The organism is Acetobacter sicerae (assembly GCF_011516765.1).
Lineage (GTDB): Bacteria > Pseudomonadota > Alphaproteobacteria > Acetobacterales > Acetobacteraceae > Acetobacter > Acetobacter sicerae.
Genome location: NZ_JAAABN010000003.1, coordinates 15,069 through 36,388, shown reverse-complemented (window position 1 = coordinate 36,388; position 21,320 = coordinate 15,069). Strand labels below are relative to the sequence as shown.

17 protein-coding genes are annotated in these 21,320 nt (G+C 56.3%); 7 read left to right on the top strand and 10 right to left on the bottom strand.

All coding sequences use genetic code 11. The annotated features are described in order from the left end of the window. Positions 1-21 precede the first annotated feature (21 nt). From GVI59_RS04380 to GVI59_RS04370, 3 genes are all read left to right on the top strand, one after another. The gene (locus GVI59_RS04380) at positions 22-1,455 is read left to right on the top strand and encodes a sulfotransferase (protein WP_173573096.1); all 1,434 of its coding nucleotides are present in this window, start codon (positions 22-24) and stop codon (positions 1,453-1,455) included. Continuing rightward, complete coding sequence (locus GVI59_RS04375; protein ID WP_242012949.1) at positions 1,415-2,608, top strand: DUF418 domain-containing protein; 1,194 nt, start codon at positions 1,415-1,417, stop codon at positions 2,606-2,608. The genes GVI59_RS04380 and GVI59_RS04375 overlap by 41 nt, the downstream gene beginning before the upstream one ends. A gap of 412 nt (positions 2,609-3,020) precedes the next feature. Further along, complete coding sequence (locus GVI59_RS04370; RefSeq protein WP_173573095.1) at positions 3,021-3,857, top strand: aldo/keto reductase; 837 nt, start codon at positions 3,021-3,023, stop codon at positions 3,855-3,857. A 131-nt stretch (positions 3,858-3,988) separates the two neighbouring features. On the opposite strand, the gene GVI59_RS04365 is transcribed toward GVI59_RS04370, so the two are convergent. From GVI59_RS04365 to GVI59_RS04345, 5 genes are all read right to left on the bottom strand, one after another. Next, on the bottom strand, positions 3,989-4,552 hold the full coding sequence (locus GVI59_RS04365) for a NifU family protein (protein WP_173573094.1): 564 nt from the start codon (positions 4,550-4,552) through the stop codon (positions 3,989-3,991). Positions 4,553-4,858: 306 nt separating this feature from the next. Beyond that, positions 4,859-6,055 (bottom strand): O-antigen ligase family protein, encoded by a 1,197-nt coding sequence (locus GVI59_RS04360; protein WP_338422061.1) that lies wholly within the window; start codon positions 6,053-6,055, stop codon positions 4,859-4,861. After that, positions 6,052-7,098, bottom strand: coding sequence for a glycosyltransferase family protein (locus GVI59_RS04355; RefSeq protein WP_173573092.1), 1,047 nt, complete (start codon positions 7,096-7,098; stop codon positions 6,052-6,054). The genes GVI59_RS04360 and GVI59_RS04355 overlap by 4 nt, the downstream gene beginning before the upstream one ends. Positions 7,099-7,267: 169 nt before the next feature. Further along, positions 7,268-8,599: a hypothetical protein gene (locus GVI59_RS04350; RefSeq protein WP_173573091.1), complete on the bottom strand. Its 1,332-nt coding sequence runs from the start codon at positions 8,597-8,599 to the stop codon at positions 7,268-7,270. Positions 8,600-8,680: 81 nt separating this feature from the next. Then, entirely contained in the window at positions 8,681-8,986 is a 306-nt protein-coding gene (locus tag GVI59_RS04345) for a hypothetical protein (RefSeq protein ID WP_242012948.1), read from the bottom strand. A 125-nt stretch (positions 8,987-9,111) separates the two neighbouring features. Between GVI59_RS04345 and GVI59_RS04340 the strand changes: the two genes are divergently transcribed. Next, positions 9,112-10,575 carry a sodium:solute symporter gene (locus tag GVI59_RS04340; protein ID WP_173573090.1) on the top strand — a complete coding sequence of 488 codons (1,464 nt, stop codon included), beginning with the start codon at positions 9,112-9,114 and terminating at the stop codon, positions 10,573-10,575. A gap of 62 nt (positions 10,576-10,637) precedes the next feature. On the opposite strand, the gene GVI59_RS04335 is transcribed toward GVI59_RS04340, so the two are convergent. Both GVI59_RS04335 and tcuC read right to left on the bottom strand, forming a co-directional pair. Beyond that, the gene (locus GVI59_RS04335; protein ID WP_173573089.1) at positions 10,638-12,335 is read right to left on the bottom strand and encodes an OprO/OprP family phosphate-selective porin; all 1,698 of its coding nucleotides are present in this window, start codon (positions 12,333-12,335) and stop codon (positions 10,638-10,640) included. Between the two features lie 49 nt (positions 12,336-12,384). Continuing rightward, complete coding sequence (gene tcuC, locus GVI59_RS04330; protein ID WP_173573088.1) at positions 12,385-13,701, bottom strand: MFS transporter; 1,317 nt, start codon at positions 13,699-13,701, stop codon at positions 12,385-12,387. A gap of 286 nt (positions 13,702-13,987) precedes the next feature. On the opposite strand from tcuC, the gene GVI59_RS04325 reads away from it, so the two are divergent. Both GVI59_RS04325 and GVI59_RS04320 read left to right on the top strand, forming a co-directional pair. Beyond that, complete coding sequence (locus GVI59_RS04325; protein WP_173573087.1) at positions 13,988-14,239, top strand: GNAT family N-acetyltransferase; 252 nt, start codon at positions 13,988-13,990, stop codon at positions 14,237-14,239. Positions 14,240-14,343: 104 nt separating this feature from the next. Continuing rightward, the gene (locus tag GVI59_RS04320) at positions 14,344-15,804 is read left to right on the top strand and encodes a mannitol dehydrogenase family protein (RefSeq protein ID WP_173573086.1); all 1,461 of its coding nucleotides are present in this window, start codon (positions 14,344-14,346) and stop codon (positions 15,802-15,804) included. 79 nt (positions 15,805-15,883) lie between these two features. Here GVI59_RS04320 and GVI59_RS04315 read toward each other — a convergent pair whose 3' ends face one another. The 3 genes from GVI59_RS04315 to GVI59_RS04305 all read right to left on the bottom strand — a co-directional run bounded on the left by GVI59_RS04315 (position 15,884) and on the right by GVI59_RS04305 (position 19,499). Further along, positions 15,884-17,572 (bottom strand): AIPR family protein, encoded by a 1,689-nt coding sequence (locus GVI59_RS04315; RefSeq protein WP_173573085.1) that lies wholly within the window; start codon positions 17,570-17,572, stop codon positions 15,884-15,886. A 183-nt stretch (positions 17,573-17,755) separates the two neighbouring features. Then, entirely contained in the window at positions 17,756-18,865 is a 1,110-nt protein-coding gene (gene nagA / locus GVI59_RS04310) for an N-acetylglucosamine-6-phosphate deacetylase (protein ID WP_173573084.1), read from the bottom strand. Between the two features lie 187 nt (positions 18,866-19,052). Beyond that, entirely contained in the window at positions 19,053-19,499 is a 447-nt protein-coding gene (locus GVI59_RS04305) for a hypothetical protein (RefSeq protein ID WP_173573083.1), read from the bottom strand. A gap of 153 nt (positions 19,500-19,652) precedes the next feature. Here GVI59_RS04305 and guaA point away from each other — a divergent pair, with 153 nt between their 5' ends. Next, positions 19,653-21,254, top strand: coding sequence for a glutamine-hydrolyzing GMP synthase (gene guaA, locus GVI59_RS04300; RefSeq protein ID WP_173573082.1), 1,602 nt, complete (start codon positions 19,653-19,655; stop codon positions 21,252-21,254). Positions 21,255-21,320 lie beyond the last annotated feature (66 nt).

Here is a 21,320-nt window from a genome sequence, read left to right as displayed (position 1 = left end):
AGCATTTCAGGAGTGGTCTGCTTGATCGGCGTCGTCGTTCTGCTGCTGGCCACGCTGGCGTCCATCGAACTGGTCTGGGCGACCGGTGTTCTGCGTTGCCTGATGGACGTGAACCGGATGGGTCGGCGAGCCACCCGTATCGTCACGCGTCGTCACGTGTCCGAATGGGCCAAGGAACGGGCGATGCGGCTGATGTCCGGTCGCCTCATGGCGCAATCCCTGCGTGGGCTGGCGCTGATTGCCGTGGTCGCCTCTCCCCTGCTTCTGGCCATGGCGGTGGACAGGCTGTGGCCTTACGGGTTCGCGCAGGCCTTTACCCACTGGCCCACGCGCGTGGCGCTGCTGGTGATTTCGCTCGCCTATCTGTTCACACGCCGCCGTTTCCGGAACGCCGCGTCCACATCGGCTGGGGAGAAAGGACCGGGGGCGGAGCGCCTGTTGCAGCGCGTGGCGTTGGGCAATCGCGCCATGCTGGAGATCACCTTCGACATCGAGCGCGCACGTTACAAACCGTGGAAAGACGACGCGCCACAGCCCGGTCCGTTGTTTGTCACAGGTCTTGCGCGGGCAGGCACGACCATCCTGACGCGCCTGCTGCACGAACAGTATGGCATGGCGTCCCTCACATACCGTGATCTCCCGTTTCCACTGGCGCCCAATAGCTGGGCCAAACTGTCGGCTGGTTTCAAGCGGCAGGTGGAACGGTCCGAGCGTGGCCATGGCGATGGCATCTTCCACGATCTCGACAGCGCGGAGGCCATCGAAGAGGTCTTCTGGCGTCACTTCGAAGGCAAACGCTATGTGGGAGCCGACGGTCTTTCTCCCGTTCCGCCGCTCCCCGAAACGGTCGACGCCTTCCGCGATTATGTCGGTCTGATCCGTCGGCGCTATGACGGCGCGCGCTATCTCTCGAAGAACAACGCCAATGTGCTACGTCTGCCCGCGCTGATCGAGGCGTTTCCACAGGCCGTGCTGGTCCATCCGTTCCGTGCGCCGCTGCAACAGGCGGAGTCGTTGCGTCGCCAGCATGAGCAGGCCCTGCAACTGGCCGCCGATGATCCGTTCCGGCTGGAATTCATGCGCTGGCTTGGGCATTACGAATTTGGCGGCGATCAACGGCCTTTCCTGTTTCCCGGCCACCCTGCGGCGGACGGCGACCGGGGTACGATAGACTACTGGCTCCAGTTATGGGTCAGCGTCTATTCGGCCCTGCTCAACGCTGAAAAGGCCGTTCAGGCACGACAGGTCTTCGTTGATTACGAGACGATCTGCGCGGAAAAAACCACGATTTCCGCACCACTGTCGCACGCGCTGGCTCTCCCTTCAGACTGGGATCTGTCGAGCCTGCGTGTCGCTTCGCCACGCGCCGTAAGTGGGGCTGGTCAGCAGATGCTGGAACAGGCTGACGCGGTGCATGCAGCCCTTCGCGCCCGCAGTGCCCAGATTATCGGCTGACTCCACGAAAGCGCGGCATGAAGAGCGCCAGCAGGATCGCTACGTGGTCATTGATGCCGCAAGGGGGCTGGGCATCCTCGGTATAGGGCTTTGCAATGCTCCCGGTTTTGCGGCGCCCCTGAGCCAGGCCGACCAGCTTCCTGCGCTGGCGTCGCAGATGGACCGTTTTCTGTGGGTTGCTGAACAGACGCTCATGCAGGGCCGGTTTGTGGCTCTCTTTTCCCTTCTGTTCGGCCTGTCCATGCTCTGGGTTGGCGGCGACGGCCATGACCCGGCAGCCAGCGCCCGTCTGACCCGTCGGCTTTGCTGGCTGGCCGCGTTCGGCGTGCTGCACGGTGCGCTGTTGTGGTGGGGCGATATTCTTCTGCCCTATGCGCTGACCGGACTGATCCTGCGGCCGTGCCGTTGCTGGTCAGCCCGTCGTCTGCTGACTGTTGGCGCGGTGGCATATGTAACTGGCGTTGCATTGCTGCGGATCGACGGTCTGGTTGCGCTGTGGAGCGGCGGTCACATTGCAGGGCCTGTTCCCCGGAATACACAGGTTCTGTCGCCCTCTTTTCTGTTCCTGATAAAAGAGAATGCGGCTGACTGGCTCATCTCGTTGCCGCAGACTCTGCCTGCCGTAATGCTTGCCAGTGGCCCGCTTATGCTGATCGGGATGGGATTGTGGCGCGCAGGCCGCTTCCTCCCACGCGCAACTCCCCCATGGGACGTGTGGTTTCTGATCGGCGGTATTGTGGCTGCGCTGGTGTCCCTGCCATTGGTCCTGATGCAGATCGGCGCACTCCCTGCGTATGGAGACCTGCACTCAGCAGATATGGCGTTTCTGTCCGTTACGGTGCGGCTGCTGGTTGCGCCTTTCGGAGCGCTCGGTTGGCTCTGGATTGTGGCGCATACGACAAAAGCGCAGGAAATGTTGGCTCCAGTGGGCAGACTGGCGCTCAGCGCCTATCTCAGCCAGTCATTGCTGGCGCGGCTCTGTCTGCTTGTTGCGCCGGGGTACTATGGAGGCGTGCCGTATGCCCCGCTTATGGCGCTGGCAGGTTTGCTGGTGCTGCTGCAAGCCGCTGGAGCACGGTTTTGGTGTCGCCGGGGCTGGGCTGGGCCCGCTGAAACAGTGTGGCGACGGCTTTATCGCAGAGCGTCACTTTGATGAGCCCTTATCTGGAGACGCAGGATCTTCCTTAAGGAAAAATTGTCGTTCGAGCGGGTTATGCCCGACGGTTGGAGCGCCCCGCTTGGTACTGTGTCGCACCGTCGACGATGCGGCTTGCTACGCGGTTCAGAGTCAATTTCGGAGACTGGCGCGGCAGACTGTTGTCATGCTGAGCAGGGGTGTTCTGTGCCCGTGTTTCTGTTGTTTTCAGAGACATCCATCTTGTTTCATGTCACATCATTCTGAAACTTCATTGCCAGTCGCTGGTTATATTTTTATCGTAGCACCACAGCGCGACGCTGTCGGATGAATGCGTCTGCACCCGATGCAATCGGGACTGTCTGACACTCTGTTCGGGCATGATGTCGTATCAGGCATTCAGGTAATCATAATAATCCGGGAGATCACCATGCGTATTCCTGATCTTACATTGAATGACGGACTGTCGTTTCCTGTTCTGACGTTCGGAACCTATAAAATGAATGGTAAACCCGGTGTTGATGGCATGAAAAGCGCCATTGAGGCGGGGTACCATGCCCTTGATAGCGCCTTCAATTATGAAAACGAGGGTGCGGTCGGGAAAGCTGTCCGTGAAAGCGGCCACAAGCGCGAGCATCTGCGTATCGCGTCCAAACTTCCGGGACGCCATCACAAATTTGACGAAGCGATCCTGACGATTGAAGAATCTCTCTATCGCGCCCAGCTCGACTATTATGATCTTTATTATATCCACTGGCCCAATCCGAAACAGGGACTTTATGTCGAGGCGTGGAAGGCTCTGATCGAAGCCAGGAAGCGCGGTTATGTAAAATCCATCGCCGTCTGCAATTTTCTGCCCGAACATATTGATCGGCTGAAAGAAGAAACTGGCGTTTTGCCGAGCATCAACCAGATCGAACTTCATCCGTATTTCCCGCAGGAAGACATGCGGGCTTATAACAGGAAGCACGGTATTCTGACGCAATCCTGGAGTCCGCTGGGGCGAGCCAACGATCTTCTCACGAACCCTGTCCTGGAAAAGATCGCTGGTAGCCACAAGAAATCGGTCGCACAGGTTATTCTGCGCTGGCATCACCAGCTGGGATGCGTTCCCATTCCGAAGGCCGCCAGTCACAAACGTCAGATGGAAAACAAATCCATTTTTGATTTTTCCCTGACCGAAGACGATATGAAGAACATTGCTTCGCTGGCGCGTCCGGATGGACGATTGAAGGGGCAGGATCCTGCCGTTTACGAAGAATTCTGATTTCACAAAAAAAAGGGCGTGTCTTCAATGAAGTTGAAGACACGCCCTTTGGTTTTTATCGCCGTCGATAGAATGCTGTCCGCAGGATTTCCCGAAAACGTCACCCGGACCTATCGGGAGGCGTAAGGAGTTTAGTCAACAACCTGTTCGACAGAGACAATCTCCGGAACGTAATGACGGAGCATGTTTTCGACGCCGTGCTTGAGCGTTGCTCCCGAGGACGGGCAGCCAGAGCAGGCGCCCTGCATGCTCAGGCGGACAATGCCCTCCCGGTATCCACGGAAAACAATGTCACCGCCATCACTGGCGACGGCCGGGCGGACACGTGTCTCAAGGAGCTCCTTGATCTGCTGGACGATCTCTTCATCGCCGGGCGTCACGGGATCTTCAACCGATGCAGCGCCAGCTTCGACAGTCGGGCGACCGGAGACGAAGTGGTCCACCAGAGCGGAAAGCACCAGCGGCTTGAGTTCGGCCCAGTCTTCGGAATCCGCCTTGGTCACGGAGACGAAGTCCGATCCCATGAAGACCCGCGAGACGCCCGGCAATTCGAACAGGGCTTCAGCCAGCAGAGACCGCCCGGCGACAGCATCCGCATCGATGAAGTCAATGGTGCCGGCCTCGCCGGTCACATCGCGGCCGGGAAGGAATTTCAGGGTGTTGGGGTTGGGTGTACCCTCGGTTTCGATAAACATGACAAACTCTCCTTCAGGCGCACCACCGGCGCTGATTCTGCCAGTCAAAGCATTCCGGCCGTCAAAGAGGACTTTTTGAGTCCTGTATCTCTTTCAGGAGATGAGCCAGCCGACCCGGAAACGCAAGCCCTCCCGGGTAATATCAGTTCCCTGTTGCGCGGGAAGCGGGGGCACTTCCCATAAGGCATGGCGCTGAGAAGCGTGTGGTATGTCGTGCGGCGAACGTTTGAATCTGTATCTTCATTCAGGCGGAACAGGCAGTGAAAAGAAGACGCGTGTAAACAGAGGAACGACGCGACGTGCTTCTCACCGGATCTTCGGTCGCGGGCTGATCTGTGCGGCGAAGATCGTGGCCAGCCAGAACATGTACCACATGGGGGCGGGCCCTTTCACGACCTGTGCAAAATCAGTCATCGAACTGACCAGTGTGTGAAGCAGGATGGCGATGCTAAGCGGACGCGCACTCTTTGCAAAAGACGAAAAGAGGCTTTTGCACACGGTACCGAGATAAACCATCAGGGCGACGACCCCGACGGCGCCGGCGTAAAGCCATGTCGAAAGCAGCAGATTGTGGGGAAAAGGTTCCCCGGGCGTATTGAATTTCGAAGCGGGACCGTGTCCGAACACAGGCATCTGGCAAATGTCACGCCAAGCGAGAGACCATAGCATGAAACGATGGGAGTCTCCGCGTCCGATCTGCTCCTGAACAAGATGGAAAACCCCGACATCCATCCGGAGTCCGATCACCGTTATGACAGCGAGGACGGGAAGGGCTGTGAGTATGGTTTTCGGATACTTCATCCCGGCGAGGACCGGCACGGCCAGCAGGATCCCCATGAGGGGGCCCCGGCTTCCCGTCAGAAGAATAAAAACAAGCGCGGCTAACGTTGCGGCCCAGTAACGCCACTGGTGCAGGGAAAGAGCTTTCGACAGCGCCATCAGAAGGATCGTTCCCATGATGACAGCGCCGAGAATGGGATGTCGTGTCAGTCCCCATCCCTGCATTCGCAGAATGTCGCCTTCCCAGGGAAGGGGTTGAAAACCAAGACGCAGGATCAGGGCGATCAGGATATTGATCATACCGGCCCCGATCATCAGTCTGATGAGACGCTCCCGGTAATTGGTCTGTTGCGTAAAGGCATCGGTCAGCAGAAAGACGAAAATGGACGTGCAGAGGATGTTCCACATCCAGAAAGCCGACGCGCCAATCTGCGAAGGCGCAGTCACATTGACCATCGCGCTGATGCAGAAAGAGAGCATGATACCGCCCGCGGCAAGAAGCGGAGCAGGGCAGGACTTCAGGCGGACATCAAAGTCTTTTTTGCAGATGGCATAGATGAAAAGCGGGATGATCCCGATATAGAAAACATCCGACCACACTGGCTCATTGGGAAGAATGAAGCCTGAGCCGATAAAGAGCAGCATCAGTTCGTGCAGGAGCGTTCGACGGTCCTCCCGCCACAGACGCGCCAGAAAACGGGGAGAGGCGAGCACCGTCTTCACCAGGGCATCGTTTCCGGGGCGCACTCATCCATGATCACGTCGATCATGAACTGAGCCACAGCCTGTTCGTTGAACCGCTCCGCATAACGGGCGCGACCGGCTGAGCCTGTCCGCATGCGCACCTCAGGTTCGGCGGAAAGGTGGGCAAGTTTTTCGACCAGTTCGTCAATACTTGAAAAGAACAGCATCTCTTCTTCAGAGAAATAATCCGTGTACCCAGTCGCCCGTTCAATCGCCACGACACAGCCGTTACCCGCCAGATGCGCGATACGATCGGATGTGTAGAGATAGTAATCGGCGCGTCGGGAAAGATTCAGCCCTATGGCGCTGGTTTCCAGAGTTTTCTGATACCGTGCGCCTGAAAAATGTGGGCGTCCCTCAATGCCGCCCAGCGCCATTCGGAGAGATGGCAGCCGTGCGCCGATAAGTCCGATAAATTCATCCATGTCCCATTCCCGACCACAGATTTCACGGAGGGGGCGGGAAGGGTGGCCGCAGGCATAGAACAGGTCGTTGGGCAGGGTGCGGATCAGATCCGCACGACCGGTCTCGACGGAGAAATCCACGGGGTTTGGGAGAAAACTCATGGCATGCCCGCCAGCACGCATCCGTTCGAGTGGTTCGCCCGCTGTTGAAATGAAGGTTTTATCCACGACAGCCAGCTTGCGGCGGATGCGTTGCACATTGTCCGGCTCAAACAGCGGGTCCACGTTCCACTGCGCAATCCGCACACCCGGAACGATATCCCGGATGGCCGCGAGTGTATCCGGCTCGATCATATCCGCATGACCCATCAGCAGGATATCGGGGCAATGCTGACGACAGAATGCCATAAGAGCCTTGTTGACCGCACGCCGCCCGAACTTGCGGTTCCCGAAAGGGGAGGCGGCCCTTGCGACATCGCGCTCGGCAAAATTGAGCACGAGATGGCCCCGCCGGATGAGACCGTTCGACAGTTTGATCTGGACGGAATGCCTCGGTCCCACACGCAGACCGGTCATGAATGGACCGACATGGATAATGGTGAGGGAGGATTTGTGCATACCTTAAGATGCTGCCTTATCTGTCAGGGCCTTTCGACCAGTAATAGCGTACAGATTATGGCAGGCTTTTGGCAGATGCCATACAGTCGGGTCGATCTTTTGCTTTCTGATGCTCGGGAGCCGTAAACATCACGACAGGGAGAAGTCCTGTCCGCCTGCTATGCCCCGATTACAGCAGAACCCAGGAAAACGTCTCGTAACTCAGACATTCCCGTGCCCATCCCGAAACGAAATCCTCCACGATCGAGACGAAAGTTCCGTCCTCTGCGCGAATGCTTCCGCGTTTGCCCTGTTTTACCACCGACAGATTTCCCGGCGTCGTTCTCAGGGAAATGATATTTTCCTGTTTTTCAAGGAAGAAGCTCTTTCCAAAGTAAGACACTGTCGGATAGACGACGCCATCATATTCAATGGAACCGACGGGTGCCGCATCGCCTTCCATCCAGACGATGTTCGAACTCGTGAACTGCCGTCTTTTAAGCGAATATCCGAGCGTTCGGCCTCGGTGATCCAGAAAGATGGAACGGCCTTCGATAAACGGGTCATCCTTCAGGGAGGACAGAAGAAACGTCCCGGTCGCATGGTAACAGATCATCGCCCTGAGCAGGGATCGCGCCTGATGGGTGTATCCCCGGTTGTTCAGAAGGGCGGCCAGCCTGTAAAAGACGGTTTCATCATTCAGGATGGTGTCCATCTTTCTCACTTCCGCAAAACGGCGGCTTGCAAGAAGTTGCCAGGTCAGAAGCGGATGCCGTTCGAAACCGGCCCGAATGCGATTGTAAACATTGACCGCATTCTGGCGGCGGAAGACGCGTGTCTGTCGCGCCAGCAGGGCCTGACGCTCCCGTGCCGGACGACCTGATTGGGCTGTCTCGATCAGCGCCATCAGGTTTTGACTGCCCTTGAGGCTTTCATAGACGATATGACCGGCGCTCGGGACGTTGACGAGACCGACGAGAGTATCTGAACGACCCAGCGTATAGCTGAGAATGGTCTCAGCAACGTGTCGGTCACCCGCATGGTGGCGATCATAGAGAATGAAGATGTCGCCGCTGATATCCTCCCGCTTGATCCCCATTCCACGCATGGCCGGCGTACAGAGCGCCGCCCATTCCGGGATGACGGCCGTTTCCCGGTCATCAATGGAAAGCTGGGGCGCGAGGGCTATCGTGACGTCCGTCTTGAGTAACATTGAGTATTTGATGGCGGCATAGGCTCCGGCGGACAGACCGAAAGCGATTGTCTTCCTGTAGCCTGCACAGTAGCGCCAGATGATTTCCAGCGCCTTGATCATGTTGGGAGAATAATACCAGTTACGTTTCTTGGTCGTAATGCCGATGCATGAAACATCATGCTTCCGGAAGACAGGCTTGCCGAAGTAAAGAGTGTAGGCGCTTTCCTCGTGGCCAATGCCAATAAACGTAATAACAAGAAAATCAGAGTCTCCTTTGTGAAAATGAACAACGATATCTTCACTGTCGAAAATAATCTGATCGTTCATTTACGCACCTGGAAACGATAACCTCATTCACTCCTTTATAGATAAAAATATAAAAAAGATAACTTGTAATTAAAATGAGAATTAATGTCTGTTCCTGTGGACGTTTCTCACATTCGGCAGATGTGGGGGAGGGATCTGCACTGTGGGAAGTGGCTCAAGAACGGGAGCCGGAAGCGGAACATTCGGGATCACCATCCGCCAGGGCAGAATCCTGATGGAAATATGCTTCTCGACCGGCTTCACCATGATCTTTCCGGGGCGCGTCATGTAAAACAGACCCGCAGCGTAAATAACGAGCAGGCACAGCAGAACCCCGACTTTCCCGCCCCGTTGGCGGGGGCGTTGCGGCATGCCGGGGACAGGAACGGACAGGAGGGCGCGCTTCATCTTTCAGCCGCTAGCCCATCAATCCTCTCCATGCAATCAGTTTGCTTTCGTTTCGGTCCCGCTTCACATTGCCTTAACAGCCATTCAGAGACAGCCGTGCCCTTTCAGCCCACTTCCGTCTTCCCATGATCAGCCTGCTCGATCCGGCCGTCATTATCCTCTGGCTTGCCGCTCTTACCGCCGGATCGCTCGCTCTTTCCGGAGCCTTGCCGTGGAAGCGGTCAAAAGTCCGCTCACCGGAGGATCTTCTGGATGCGCACCGCAGTCTGCCTGCATGGGCCATCTGCCTGTCCATTGTCGCCACCGAGACCTCGACGCTGACGGTCATCAGCGTGCCCGGCATCGCCTACACGCAGGGAATGGTGTTTGTCGGCCTCGGCGGCGGTTATCTGCTGGGCCGTATCATTGTCGCCCGCTACCTGCTGCCGCTTTACATGCGCGGCGACCTCGCCAGCGCCTACCAGTATCTCGCCCTGCGTTTTGGACGACGGATGCAGCGACTCGCCGCCGTCACGTTCCTCGTCACGCGACTGCTGGCGGAGGCCGTGCGGCTGTTCGCCTCCACTCTGCCCATCTGCGCCCTGCTCGCCGCACGGGGCATGTCGTTGTCGCCTTTTGCTGTTCTGCTCGGCCTGACCGGACTGACTGCGCTTTACACCGCTATCGGAGGGCTTCGTGCTGTCGTGTGGTCAGATGCGGCGCAGTTCCTGCTCTACAGTTTCGGGGCCGCGCTCTGTGCCTTTCTGCTCTGGCGGCATCTCACGCCGGAGCAGATGGCTCTTCTCCCCGGGTCCGGCCATCTGCTGCCTTTCGCATTTCATGCGCCTGTTCTGACAAGTCCGTACGCGCCACTGACGGCGCTTCTTGGCGGGGCGGTCCTTGCGATGGCGTCGCATGGAACGGACCAGCTCATGGTGCAACGCGCTCTCGCGGCCCGCTCGTTGCGTGACGCGCAACGGGCCATGATCGGCAGCGCCTTTGTGGTGACGATGCTGTTCGCCCTGCTGTCTCTGGTCGGCATATTCCTGTGGGCGCGTCATGGCGGACTGCCTCTCCCGGCGCTGGGACTCAGTTCCCCGGACGAACTCTTTCCCCGTTTCATCGTCAATGACCTGCCCACCGGTCTGTCCGGTCTGCTTGTCGCGGCGATCATCAGCGCCACGATGGGTTCCCTGTCTTCGGCGCTGAACGCCATGACCGGATCGACCTTTGCCGATCTGATCGGAACGGCGCGTCCTGCCAGCCGCGCCGTGACATGGAGCGTCACCGGGTTCTGGGCGCTGGCGCTCATCGCCACGGCCTGTGCGTTTTCAGCCTCAGCCCAGTCGGTGCTTCTGTTCGGTTTCCAGATCGCGGGCTATTCCTACGGCGCGCTGCTGGGAGCGTTTCTGCTTGGACTGCTGTGCCGTCGTGTGACGGAAAACGGGGCGATCGTGGCTTTTACAGTCACCGTGCTGGGCATGGCTGCGCTGATTGCAGGCGTTCATCCCGGAGGGACCAGTATCGCCTTTCCATGGCTGGTCCCTCTTGGCGTCTGCGTCACCTTCCTCGTCGGCCTGCCGCTTTCTCGCGTTGTCGGTCGTCCATGACGGTCCGCAGACAAATAGCTTCCGGGAACGGGCTGTTACGAAGAGCCCTGTAGCGGGGAGGCTCAGAAAGTAATGCCAGCCCGCATGCCCACGATATTGCCACCCGTCACGCCCGGATACTGACTGGTGCGGTTATTCACATGTGCATAGGTATAGTTCAGCATCAGGCGTGCATAGTTCACAAGATACCAGTTGATCCCGGCAGTTGTGGTCCAGGCATTTCCGCCGGAGGGGATGTCTTTCGCATCCAGCCAGTCTCCACGCAGAGCGACTTCCCACGCGCCGGGACCGCCATCCAGAACAGGGGAAAGCACGCGAGGAGCGGCCCACTGGCCGGTATGGGCAAAGTAGTTGGGAGTTTCTCCTGTCAGGAACAGGCCCGCCTGAAGGCTGGCGGCCTGCATGGTGCCGGTATGACCTCCCAGATCCACTCCGTTATAGCTGTTGCGGAACTGCATGTGCCGTGCCCCATATTCTCCCAGAAGCCACGCCGATTTCCAGATTGCGAAAAACTCCAGACCACCGGCGATGGAGTTCGCAAGCGGCACCGTGTTGATGCGCGCAGAGAAAGCATCATCCGTGCGGGCGAGCAGTCTGATGTTCTGGGTAAACTGTGCGGTGGGTTTGACGTCTTCATAAAATCCCCATGCGCCGAGATGGATCAGTGATTCTTTCGAGCGATAGGGAATCCAGTGCGCACGGGCTTCATAGGTCAGGTCATCGCGAAGGTTGCTCGAGCTATTGACCGAATTGACGTCATCACCCGAAATCTGGGCGGCGAAATGCCAGTTTTCGCCAAAGATCTTGAAAGCGCCACCGAGACCATACCATCCCTTGACCGGCAGAATGGCGTTGGCGACCAGATCGCGGTCCAGAAAGACTGTCGCATCCGATCCTGTAGAGCCGTCAAAACTGCGTTCGTTAAATTTGTTGCCCAGACTGAATTCGGTCAGATGTCCACCGAACTTCATGCTCCATGTCGCAAAGGCGCTCATGACGGAAGGGCTGTTGTCGGCAAAGTCACTTTCAAACACCCATGACAGCTGTTTGGCCCGTCCTTCCACGCCGAGCCGCGCCGCGCGAAGCCGTGTGCGGGAGACGTTCTGATCATGATAATCCGAGCCGAACGATGCGCCGTAATCCGCCAGAATACGTCCACGAATGCGGATGGAATACTGACCGTCAGGTGTGGTGATCGCGGGGAGACCCCGGCCCCATTTCAATACGAGCCCACCCACTGTCGTCGTATGAGAAGAGTAGGGAATGGTCGATTCAACACCATAGACCGGAGCCGAGCCTGAGGGCATGGCCGACACTGCGCCGGAGGTTCCGGGAGCTGCAGCTTTCAGAGGGTAGTTGGACAGGCCGGGATCAGAGAGTGCGGTGGATGTCGTATGAGGAGCGGCCGCATTGCTGAAAACAGGCGTGACGTCGGGATCGGTGCCCGGCTTTCTTTCGCTTGCGGAAGACGCTGTCTGCGTATTTCCATGAATGGGCATCCGCACATGAGGCTGGTTCACTTCAGCGACGCTCTGATGGTGCGCCACCGATGCCGGCGCTTTGTGGACCGGGGCATGTTCGATGGCATCCAGACGACTTTGCAGGGCCTGAATCTGTCTGGCCTGTGATTTTACCAGCTCAGCCAGAGCACGCACATCCACGCCGCCGGTATCCGCCGCCAGGGCCTGAGCCGACCAGAACAGGGAGGCGGTGCCGCCAGACAGAAGCAGGGTACGCAGGGGTTTTTTCTGGATGTACATCGGACGCAGTTCTTATAAATCGGGGTGTCGGTTGATCATTGAAGCCGTGTCAGGAAACGGAGGGTTTCCTGTCATAGGGCCGTGCAACCAGAGTGGCGATCAGTCCGCAGACTGCGGCAAGGGAAAGCCATAGGCCGGGCATGGAACGGTCATGTGTTGTTCCGATCAGCCAGGTGCAGATGGCTGGAGTAAAGCCGCCAATGCAGGTCGCCAGACTATAGGCCAGGGAAAACCCTGTTGTCCGTATGCGGGGAGGCACAATTTCCGTCAGGAAAGGGACAGCTCCGCCATTATAGGCGCTGTAAATCAGTGCAAGCCATAATTCGACAATCATCAGATGAATGAAGGATGGATCAGCAGTCAGCCATTTCATGGCTGGCCATGCTGTTGCGATCGCAAGAATGGTTGAGCCAGTCAGAAGAGGCTTGCGGCCGATGCGGTCAGACAGCGCTCCAAATAATGGTAATGCGAGAAAATTCATTATGCCTACACAGAGCGTCACAATCAGGGCGTCGCGCGATGACAGATGCAGGACGGCGTGTCCGAAAGCCGGTGTATAAGCTGTGATGACGTAAAATGATGTGGTGGTCATCAGCACCATCATGATTCCGGTCAGGCAGATGCGCCAGTCTTTCAGCAGAGCCGAAAGCGTTTCACGAAATGTGGGGTGATGATGGATCTTCTCGAAAGATTCGGTCTCTTTCAGATTGCGTCGTAGAAAAAAGAGAACCGGAACAATCAGGCAGCCGATCAGCAGGGGGACACGCCACCCCCATGAGGCCATCTGGTCTGGCTCAATGAAAGCCGTCAGAGTCACGCCGATGGCGGCTGCGGCCATCACGGCCACCTGTTGCGAGGCGGACTGAAAGGCGACGACAAAGCCGCGTGTTCTGTCCGTTGCAATTTCGGAGAGATAGACTGAGGTCGATCCCAGTTCGACGCCAGCGGAGAAGCCCTGCAGAAGCCGTCCGCACAGAATAAGCAGCGGTGCGATAAACCCGATTGTCGCATAGCTCGGGGTCAGGGTGAGGGAGAGTGTTCCCACTGACATGAGCGCGAGCGTGAGAAGCAGTCCTTTTCTCCGGCCGATCCGGTCCACATAAGCGCCCAGAATGATGGCGCCCAGCGGACGCATGAGAAATCCTGCGCCGAATGTCGCAAATGACTGCAGAAGCTGGGCTGAAGGATCTTTGGAAGGAAAAAAAGCCGCGCCAATGGCCGCTGCATAATAACCGAACACCATAAAATCATACATTTCCAGCATGTTTCCGCTGGTGACCTGAATGATGGCTCGCACAGGATGCTGTGTTCGCTGGTGTGCTGCGGATGTTGGCAGGGAAGAGACTGATTCGGGAGTGCTGGTCATGGACGGGTCACATTCTCACTTTTTGGCAGGCCTCTAATTCGCTTGACGCCTTACGCTCAAAATCATGCATTTGTTTCAAATGTGTCTATCCATAAAAGACAGCCTGCCTCGTTTACGACGGAAAAGTGATATGTTTGTCGCACTTCGGGGCTGCGATCACAGGACTGCTGGAGCAGGATCAGGCTGGAGGTATTGAAATTTCATGCTTCTTTGGGAACGCAGAAACTCTTTCCCGGCCATGCGTTTATGTGAATGACGGGCACGTTCCGGCGAGGCAGGAGGCTGCATGAATATACGAGACAATCGGGCCGAGAATCGCTTTGAGACAGAAGTGGATCAGGTCACGGCGTGGCTGGACTATGCGAAATCGAGCGAGAGCCTGACCATCCTGCATACCGACGTGCCCGAAGCGCTGGCTGGGCGGGGTGTAGGGTCGGCGCTTGTGAGGCACGCCTGTGACGTTGCGCGGGCAGAGGGCCTGAAACTGGTTTCGCACTGCTCATTCGCAACAGCGTGGATGAAAAAGAATATGAAATAAAAATGGAGTATTTAAAATCAGAGTGAATTTTTTGGGTATTGTTTGAAAAATACCCCATTCTGTCGTATGGTATTTGGAAATAGATATGGAGATAGACAGAAATCATGATTGCAGAAAAGAATCTTTCCAGTCTTCCTGTTGGAGTGAATGGTCCTCTTTACGATATCAAAAAGATAAAAAACGGTATTCTTCATTTTGGGGTTGGTAATTTTTTTCGTGCTCATGAAGCCTTCTATGTTGATGAAATTCTCAAGGATGATCCGGAATGGGGGATTGTCGGCGTCGGGCTTACGGGAAGCGAGCGCTCCAGAAAAAAGGCAGAGACCTTCACCGCTCAGGATTGCCTCTATTCGCTGACCGCACCCTCACCCTCTGGAGAACACTCCACGCGGATCATCGGATGCCTGCGGGACTATCTTCTTGCTCCGGCAGATCCTGAAGCCGTGTTGAAACACCTTGCTGATCCGGCGATCCGCATCGTTTCCATGACCATCACAGAAGGTGGTTACAATATGGATGAGAAAACCGGAGAGTTTGATCTCGAGGGCGAAAGCGTCAAGGCAGATCTTCAGAATCCGGAAAAGCCTTCCACCGTTTTCGGCTATGTCGTGGAGGGGTTGCGCCGTCGTCGTGAGGCTGGTCTTCCCGCCTTTACCGTCATGTCCTGCGACAACCTGCGTCACAATGGCAACGTCGCCCGCAAGGCGTTCCTCGGCTACGCCCGCGCCCGCGATGCGGATCTTGCCAGTTGGATCGAGGACAACGCCACGTTCCCCAACAGCATGGTGGACCGCATCACTCCCACCGTCACGCCGGACATCTATGACAGGCTGAACAAGGAAAGTGGTCTGGATGATGATCTTCCTGTCATGGCCGAAGATTTTCATCAGTGGGTCATGGAAGACCGGTTCGCGGATGGACGGCCGCCACTGGAAAAGGCTGGCGTGCAGTTCGTCGAGGACGTGACGCCCTATGAGCAGGTGAAGATCCGCATGCTCAACGCTTCACACATCATGCTGTGCTTCCCCGGCATTCTCGTCGGTTATGAGTATGTTGCTGAAGCCGTGAAAGATTCCGATCTGCGTGGCAATGTCGAGACATTCCTGAACGAAGATGTCATTCCCACGCTCAAGGCGCCTGAAGGTCTGAGCCTTGAAGACTATCGTGACAGTGTGCTGCACCGCTTTTCCAATGCGGCGATGGGCGACCAGACGCTTCGGATTGCGGGTGATGGCAGCTCGAAGATTCAGGTCTTCTGGACGGATACGGTCAGAAAGGCGCTCGAAGGTAAGCGCGACATCGCCCGCATCGCTTTCGGCATGGCGGCCTATCTCGAAATGCTGCGCGGTGTGAACGAGAAGGGCGATCACTACACGCCCAACGAGCCGACGTTCAGGGACGCCCAGTGGAAGCTCGCAAAGTCTGACGATTTCACAACGGCGCTGGGCCTGCCCGCTTTCGACGCATGGCGGGATCTGGACACTACAGCTCTCGATCAGAAAGTGGTCGAAATCCGCAAGATCATTCGGGAAAAAGGGGTGAAGGCGGCGTTGCCTGCACGGTGATGGCGGGGGCTTTGCCCCCTACCCCACAAAGGGGCGCGGCCCCTTTGATCGTAGATTATTTCTGGTTAGGCGTTGCTTGTTAATATGTAAAAATATCCGGATAAATAGGCTTGTCTTTTTTATTTTTATTAAGCTCAATTATTACAATATCTTTTGTTTTTGCATCTTTGAAGAAACGATTCGAAGAAAAGTTTGGTATGGTTTCGCGACGATCTTCATAGAGATTTGATATAACATTGAGAGCTTCAGGAATACACTGCGTCGCTTGCTCAACATTCCATCGATCCTTTCCATCTCTGGTGCAGATCTGGCTTATCGCAAATAGAACGTGGAAGGCTCCGTCAATTATTGAGATTTCTCCTTTCTTTAAAGGGATTTCTTTGCTTATATTCTTTCTTACATTTTTTTTGTGCTCATCTATTTTTTTCATTATTAGATACGAGTTAAGAAGTTTTTCGGCGGTTAGTTGCTCTGAAAACACTGTTTCATACAGATCACCAAAAACGCGGCCTCTATCTTTCTTCGCAACCTCAGGAAACCCAACTGCATAAGCAAGGTATGCTTGCCCAGCACTTAATGCATCCACCCTAAGGTCGGATGATTGCTCAGAGTGCTGGCTCGTTTTTCTTTCGTAATAATATCCTATGTCAAGAATGGATTCTTCTAATTGTCTCTGTTGTCGATCGTTTGAGCGTAAGTCTCTTACATTTATTGGTGTTTGACTGTTGGTTGTTTCAGAGATTGTCGATTTAACTTCATCGGATGTTGTTTCTATTATTCTGGTTAAGATTATGACATCTTCTACTTTATTGGCATCTGCTTTATTCGCTTCAAACAAACAATTCGATGTTTGTCCACCGTTAACAATTTGAACGTTGTGCAGTTTTAGTTTTGGCGCACGTTTTGATGGTGCTACGTCGATTTTATCGCAAGTCATTGTAATTCCGTTATTCTGATACCAAAACATATGGTTTTGATCAGATAGTGCGGATTCTATAATTCTCTTGTTAATCCTGTTTTGTTTTTTTAAGTATATTCTTACATTTTGATCGAAAATCTTCATATCTACATTTTCTGGATCTTCCGTCGATCTGATCATATTTATAATGTCTGGTGCAGATATTGAACAAACAATTCCTTTTATATTTCGGTCTACACGTTCAAAAAAGTTAGTATCAACTACAGTTATCTCTCGGTTGAGTGAAGGGGCTTTTTTTTCCAAAAAGAAATCAGATAATGTATCCAGATCGTGCATCTCAAAGGATATAGCTCTATATCTTGAAAATGCCGTATTCACTCTTTTGGTTTCGGCTTCGGTTAACGGCGCCATATTTCCCACGAAATGAACCGTGAGTGTAGCGTTAGGCTCTGATAATATATCTATTGCATCTTTTATCTTTTCTCTTAATATTGGATTTGATGATGTTAGAGCTTCATGATCGTGTCCAGTTAAGTCAACGATGAAGGATGCTATTTTATCAATTTCTCCACTTGGGAAGTTGTTTTTTGCCTTATCAAAACTTGAAACACACTTTGCTTGAAATAGATGAATATCTTTTCGGCTGTCGCGATCATCAATAAAAAGTGCATCTACTCCTCTATCATCACTGCCGTCGGTGATAGAATCTATCGCTTGATCCAAATCTATTTCTAAGATGGCCGAGGCAGCTACAGCTGTAAGAGCTTTTGTTCTGTTTAACTCATCATTCTCATTCATGACATTAGAAATTTTTTGTTCTAGAGCGTTCCAATCAAATCTATTGGCCATGTGAAAATACTCCATGTTTGACAGATAGTTAGCATATTATGCAGGAAAATTAAAAAGGGTAGTTTTTGTGAAAATAGATCATTTTATTTGGGCAGATTCTTCGATTTGCTTCATCCAAGTAGCTGGATTAAAAAATAAAATTATTTTTTTCTATTGATCGTAAAACGCTTCCTTTCGCAGATCTCAAACGACCCTCTCCCCACCCACAAACGCCTCCGTCACCTCAAACCCTTCATCCATCACCACCAGATCGGCCCGCAGTCCCGGTGCGATGCGTCCGCGATCGTGCAGGCCGAGATAGGCGGCGGGGCTGGTCGAGGTGAGGCGGCTTGCGGCGGGGAGGGACACGCCGCCCACTGTCACGGCGTTGCGTAATGCGACGTCGAACGTCAGCACGCTGCCCGCAAGGGTGCCGTCGGGAAGTCGCACAGCGCCGTCGCGGATGACAACATCCTGTCCGCCAAGCTGGCTCGGCCCTTCTGGTTGCCCGGTGCCGCGCATGGCGTCGGTCACGAACAGCAGCCGCTCGCCCATGACACGGGACGCCAGACGGAATGTGGCCGGGTGAACGTGGTGGGTGTCGAAGATCATCTCGGCATAACCGGCGTCGCTGCACATCAGTGCCGTGACAGGGCCGGGATTGCGGCTCTGGATCGGGGCCATGGCGTTGAACAGATGGGTCGCGCCGATGGTGCCTCCGGCAGCGCAGACACGGCAGATCGCCTGTTCCGTTTCTTCATAACCGGCGACGGTATGACCGAGGCTGACGCGCACACCGGCCTCCGCAAAGCGGCGCATGGCGGTGTCGGCGTGATCGAGTTCCGGCGCGAGGGTGACGACGCGGACGATGCCGGTCTCCAGCGCCTCCTCTACACGGTCCGGCGTCGGCGGAATGGCGAAAGGGGGCTGTGCGCCCAGCTTGTGCGGGCTGACGAACGGCCCTTCCAGATGCGCGCCGTGGATGGCCGGCCCATTCCCCGATGGGGCGTTGCGTGCCTCCGCCACCGCCCGCAGCGCGCCCATCACCTCGCGCCAGGGGCTGGTGATGGTGGTGGGCAGAATGGTCGTGGTGCCGTGTGTCAGGTGAAAGCGCGACAGGCGGTGAATGGCCGCGACTCCGTCCATGGTGTCGGCTCCGTCGCCGCCGTGAACATGTCCGTCGATGAAGCCGGGCAGGATGAAACGCCGTCCCGCATCGGGACGCGGCGTGACCGACTGGATGCCGGTTTCGTCGAAGACCACCTCACCGGAAACAACGCGATCAGGGAGAACGATCTGGCCGGTCAGTTTCATGGCGGACGGTCTTTCAGTTGCCGGAAGGAACCTTGGGAATATGGCGCGAGGTCGCCTCTCGCAAGCCTGTCAGCCCCATGCGTTGCACCGCCACAACCAGAAACAGAGCACCATGAAGAAGTTTCTGGTGAAGTGTTTTCCAAAAAGCTTCAGAGACCGTTACCCTTTGAAAACGCCCCGGAAACCTTCACTGATCACCCATAAAGTTCTTCCATGCACTCCCCTGAGGACGTGTCAGCACAATATGGGCCCGGCAGTTCGGCGTGCCGTAGACGCCAACAATGGTGTCGCCTTCAGGATGGCCTTCGAATACCATCGGCAGGGGACGCTCCTTCATGTCCTTGAGCAGCAGCTGGGCGTGAAAGCGCTTGTGACTCTTGTCCGGCACGCCGCGCAGCACCAGCGTGCCGGTGCCCGGCGCAAAAAACAGTTTTTCAGACCTCACCTGCAGAACGGAAGGTTTCTCATCCGGGCAGGTTCCCTTGTCGGTCACCAGCGTCCCGATCCAGTCGCCGAGCGGATCATCCTGCGCTGAAGCAAGGGCGGGCGAGGCCGTGCCGCCGAGCAGACCTCCGGCCAGCAGACCCCCGATCAGCAGATGGGCGCGAAGCGTGTGTGAAACGGAAAAGCGCATGAACGGGACCTCTGGCTGATACGGGTTGCGGACGCCATCCTAACCCAAATATGAGGGAAACGGGTGACGTCGGCGCACGCTCGTCCTATACCGCGCCAAAAGCATGCTGCAATGTAGTGCGTCACCCCGATGTCGTGCCTTAAGGAGCCCTTCATGTCCGCCAAAGATCAGGACGCCGCCACACCCGCCCTCGACGCCTCCCTGCACGCCGATCGGATCCTGATCCTTGATTTCGGCTCACAGGTGACGCAGCTCATCGCCCGCCGCGTGCGCGAGAGCGGCGTTTACTGCGAAATCTGGCCGTTCACGGCGAGCGACGAGCGTATCCGTAAGTTTGCGCCGCGCGGCGTCATCCTCTCTGGCGGTCCGGCCAGCGTGCATGACAAGGGTGCGCCGACCATCCCTGACGTGGTGTTTGCGCTGAACGTGCCGGTGCTCGGCATCTGCTACGGCCAGCAGGCCATGTGCAACCAGCTTGGCGGCAAGGTCGAAGGCTCCGACCACCGCGAGTTCGGTCGCGCCTTTGTGGACATCACCGAGGACTGCGCCCTGTTCCGTGGCGCATGGGCGCGTGGCGGCCGTGAGCAGGTGTGGATGAGCCACGGTGACCGCGTGACGAAACTGCCGCCCGGCTTCCGCGCCGTGGCGATCTCCGAGGGTGCGCCGTTCGCTGTGATCGCCGACGAGGGGCGCCGCATGTATGGCGTGCAGTTCCACCCGGAAGTGGTTCACACACCGCATGGCGCGGCGCTGCTGAAGAACTTCACCCACAATGTCGCGGGCTGCACCGGCACATGGACGATGGCCCGGTTCCGCGATGTCGAGATTGAGAAGATCCGTCAGCAGGTGGGCGACAAGCGGGTGATCTGCGGCCTGTCCGGTGGCGTGGATTCCTCCGTCGCCGCCGTACTGATCCATCAGGCCATCGGTGACCAGCTCACCTGCATCTTCGTCGATCACGGTATGCTCCGTGCGGGCGAGGCCGAGGAAGTGGTCAAGACGTTCCGTGGCCAGTTCAATATCAAGCTGATCCACCGCGACGCATCCGACATGTTCCTCTCGGCGCTGGAAGGCGTCACGGACCCGGAGATCAAGCGCAAGACCATCGGCCGTCTGTTTATCGAAGTGTTCGAGGAAGAGGCCGCCAAGATCGGCGGCGCGGAGTTCCTCGCGCAGGGCACGCTCTATCCGGATGTGATCGAGAGTGTCAGCTTCACCGGCGGCCCTTCCGTCACTATCAAGTCGCATCACAATGTCGGTGGGCTGCCCGAGCGCATGAACATGAAGCTCGTCGAGCCACTGCGTGAGCTGTTCAAGGACGAGGTCCGTGATCTTGGTCGCGAGCTGGATATTCCGGAGAGCATCGTCGGCCGTCATCCGTTCCCCGGACCGGGTCTGGCCATCCGCATTCCGAGCGACAGCATCACCCGCGAGAAGCTGGACCTGCTGCGCAAGGCGGATTCCATCTATCTGGAAGAGATCCGTAATGCCGGTCTCTATGACGCCATCTGGCAGGCCTTCGCCGTGCTGCTGCCGGTCCGCACGGTCGGCGTGATGGGCGATGGCCGCACTTACGATCAGGCCGTGGCGCTGCGTGCTGTCACCAGCACGGACGGCATGACGGCGGATGTGTATCCGTTCGACATGGGGTTTCTGAACCGCGTGGCGAGCCGCATCGTCAACGAGGTGCGCGGCATCAACCGCGTGACGTATGACATCACGTCCAAGCCGCCCGGTACGATTGAGTGGGAGTGAGGGGGTATATAACTCATTGATTTAATTTAATAAATCAATGAAAAATGGCGATGTTTCCCACATCAT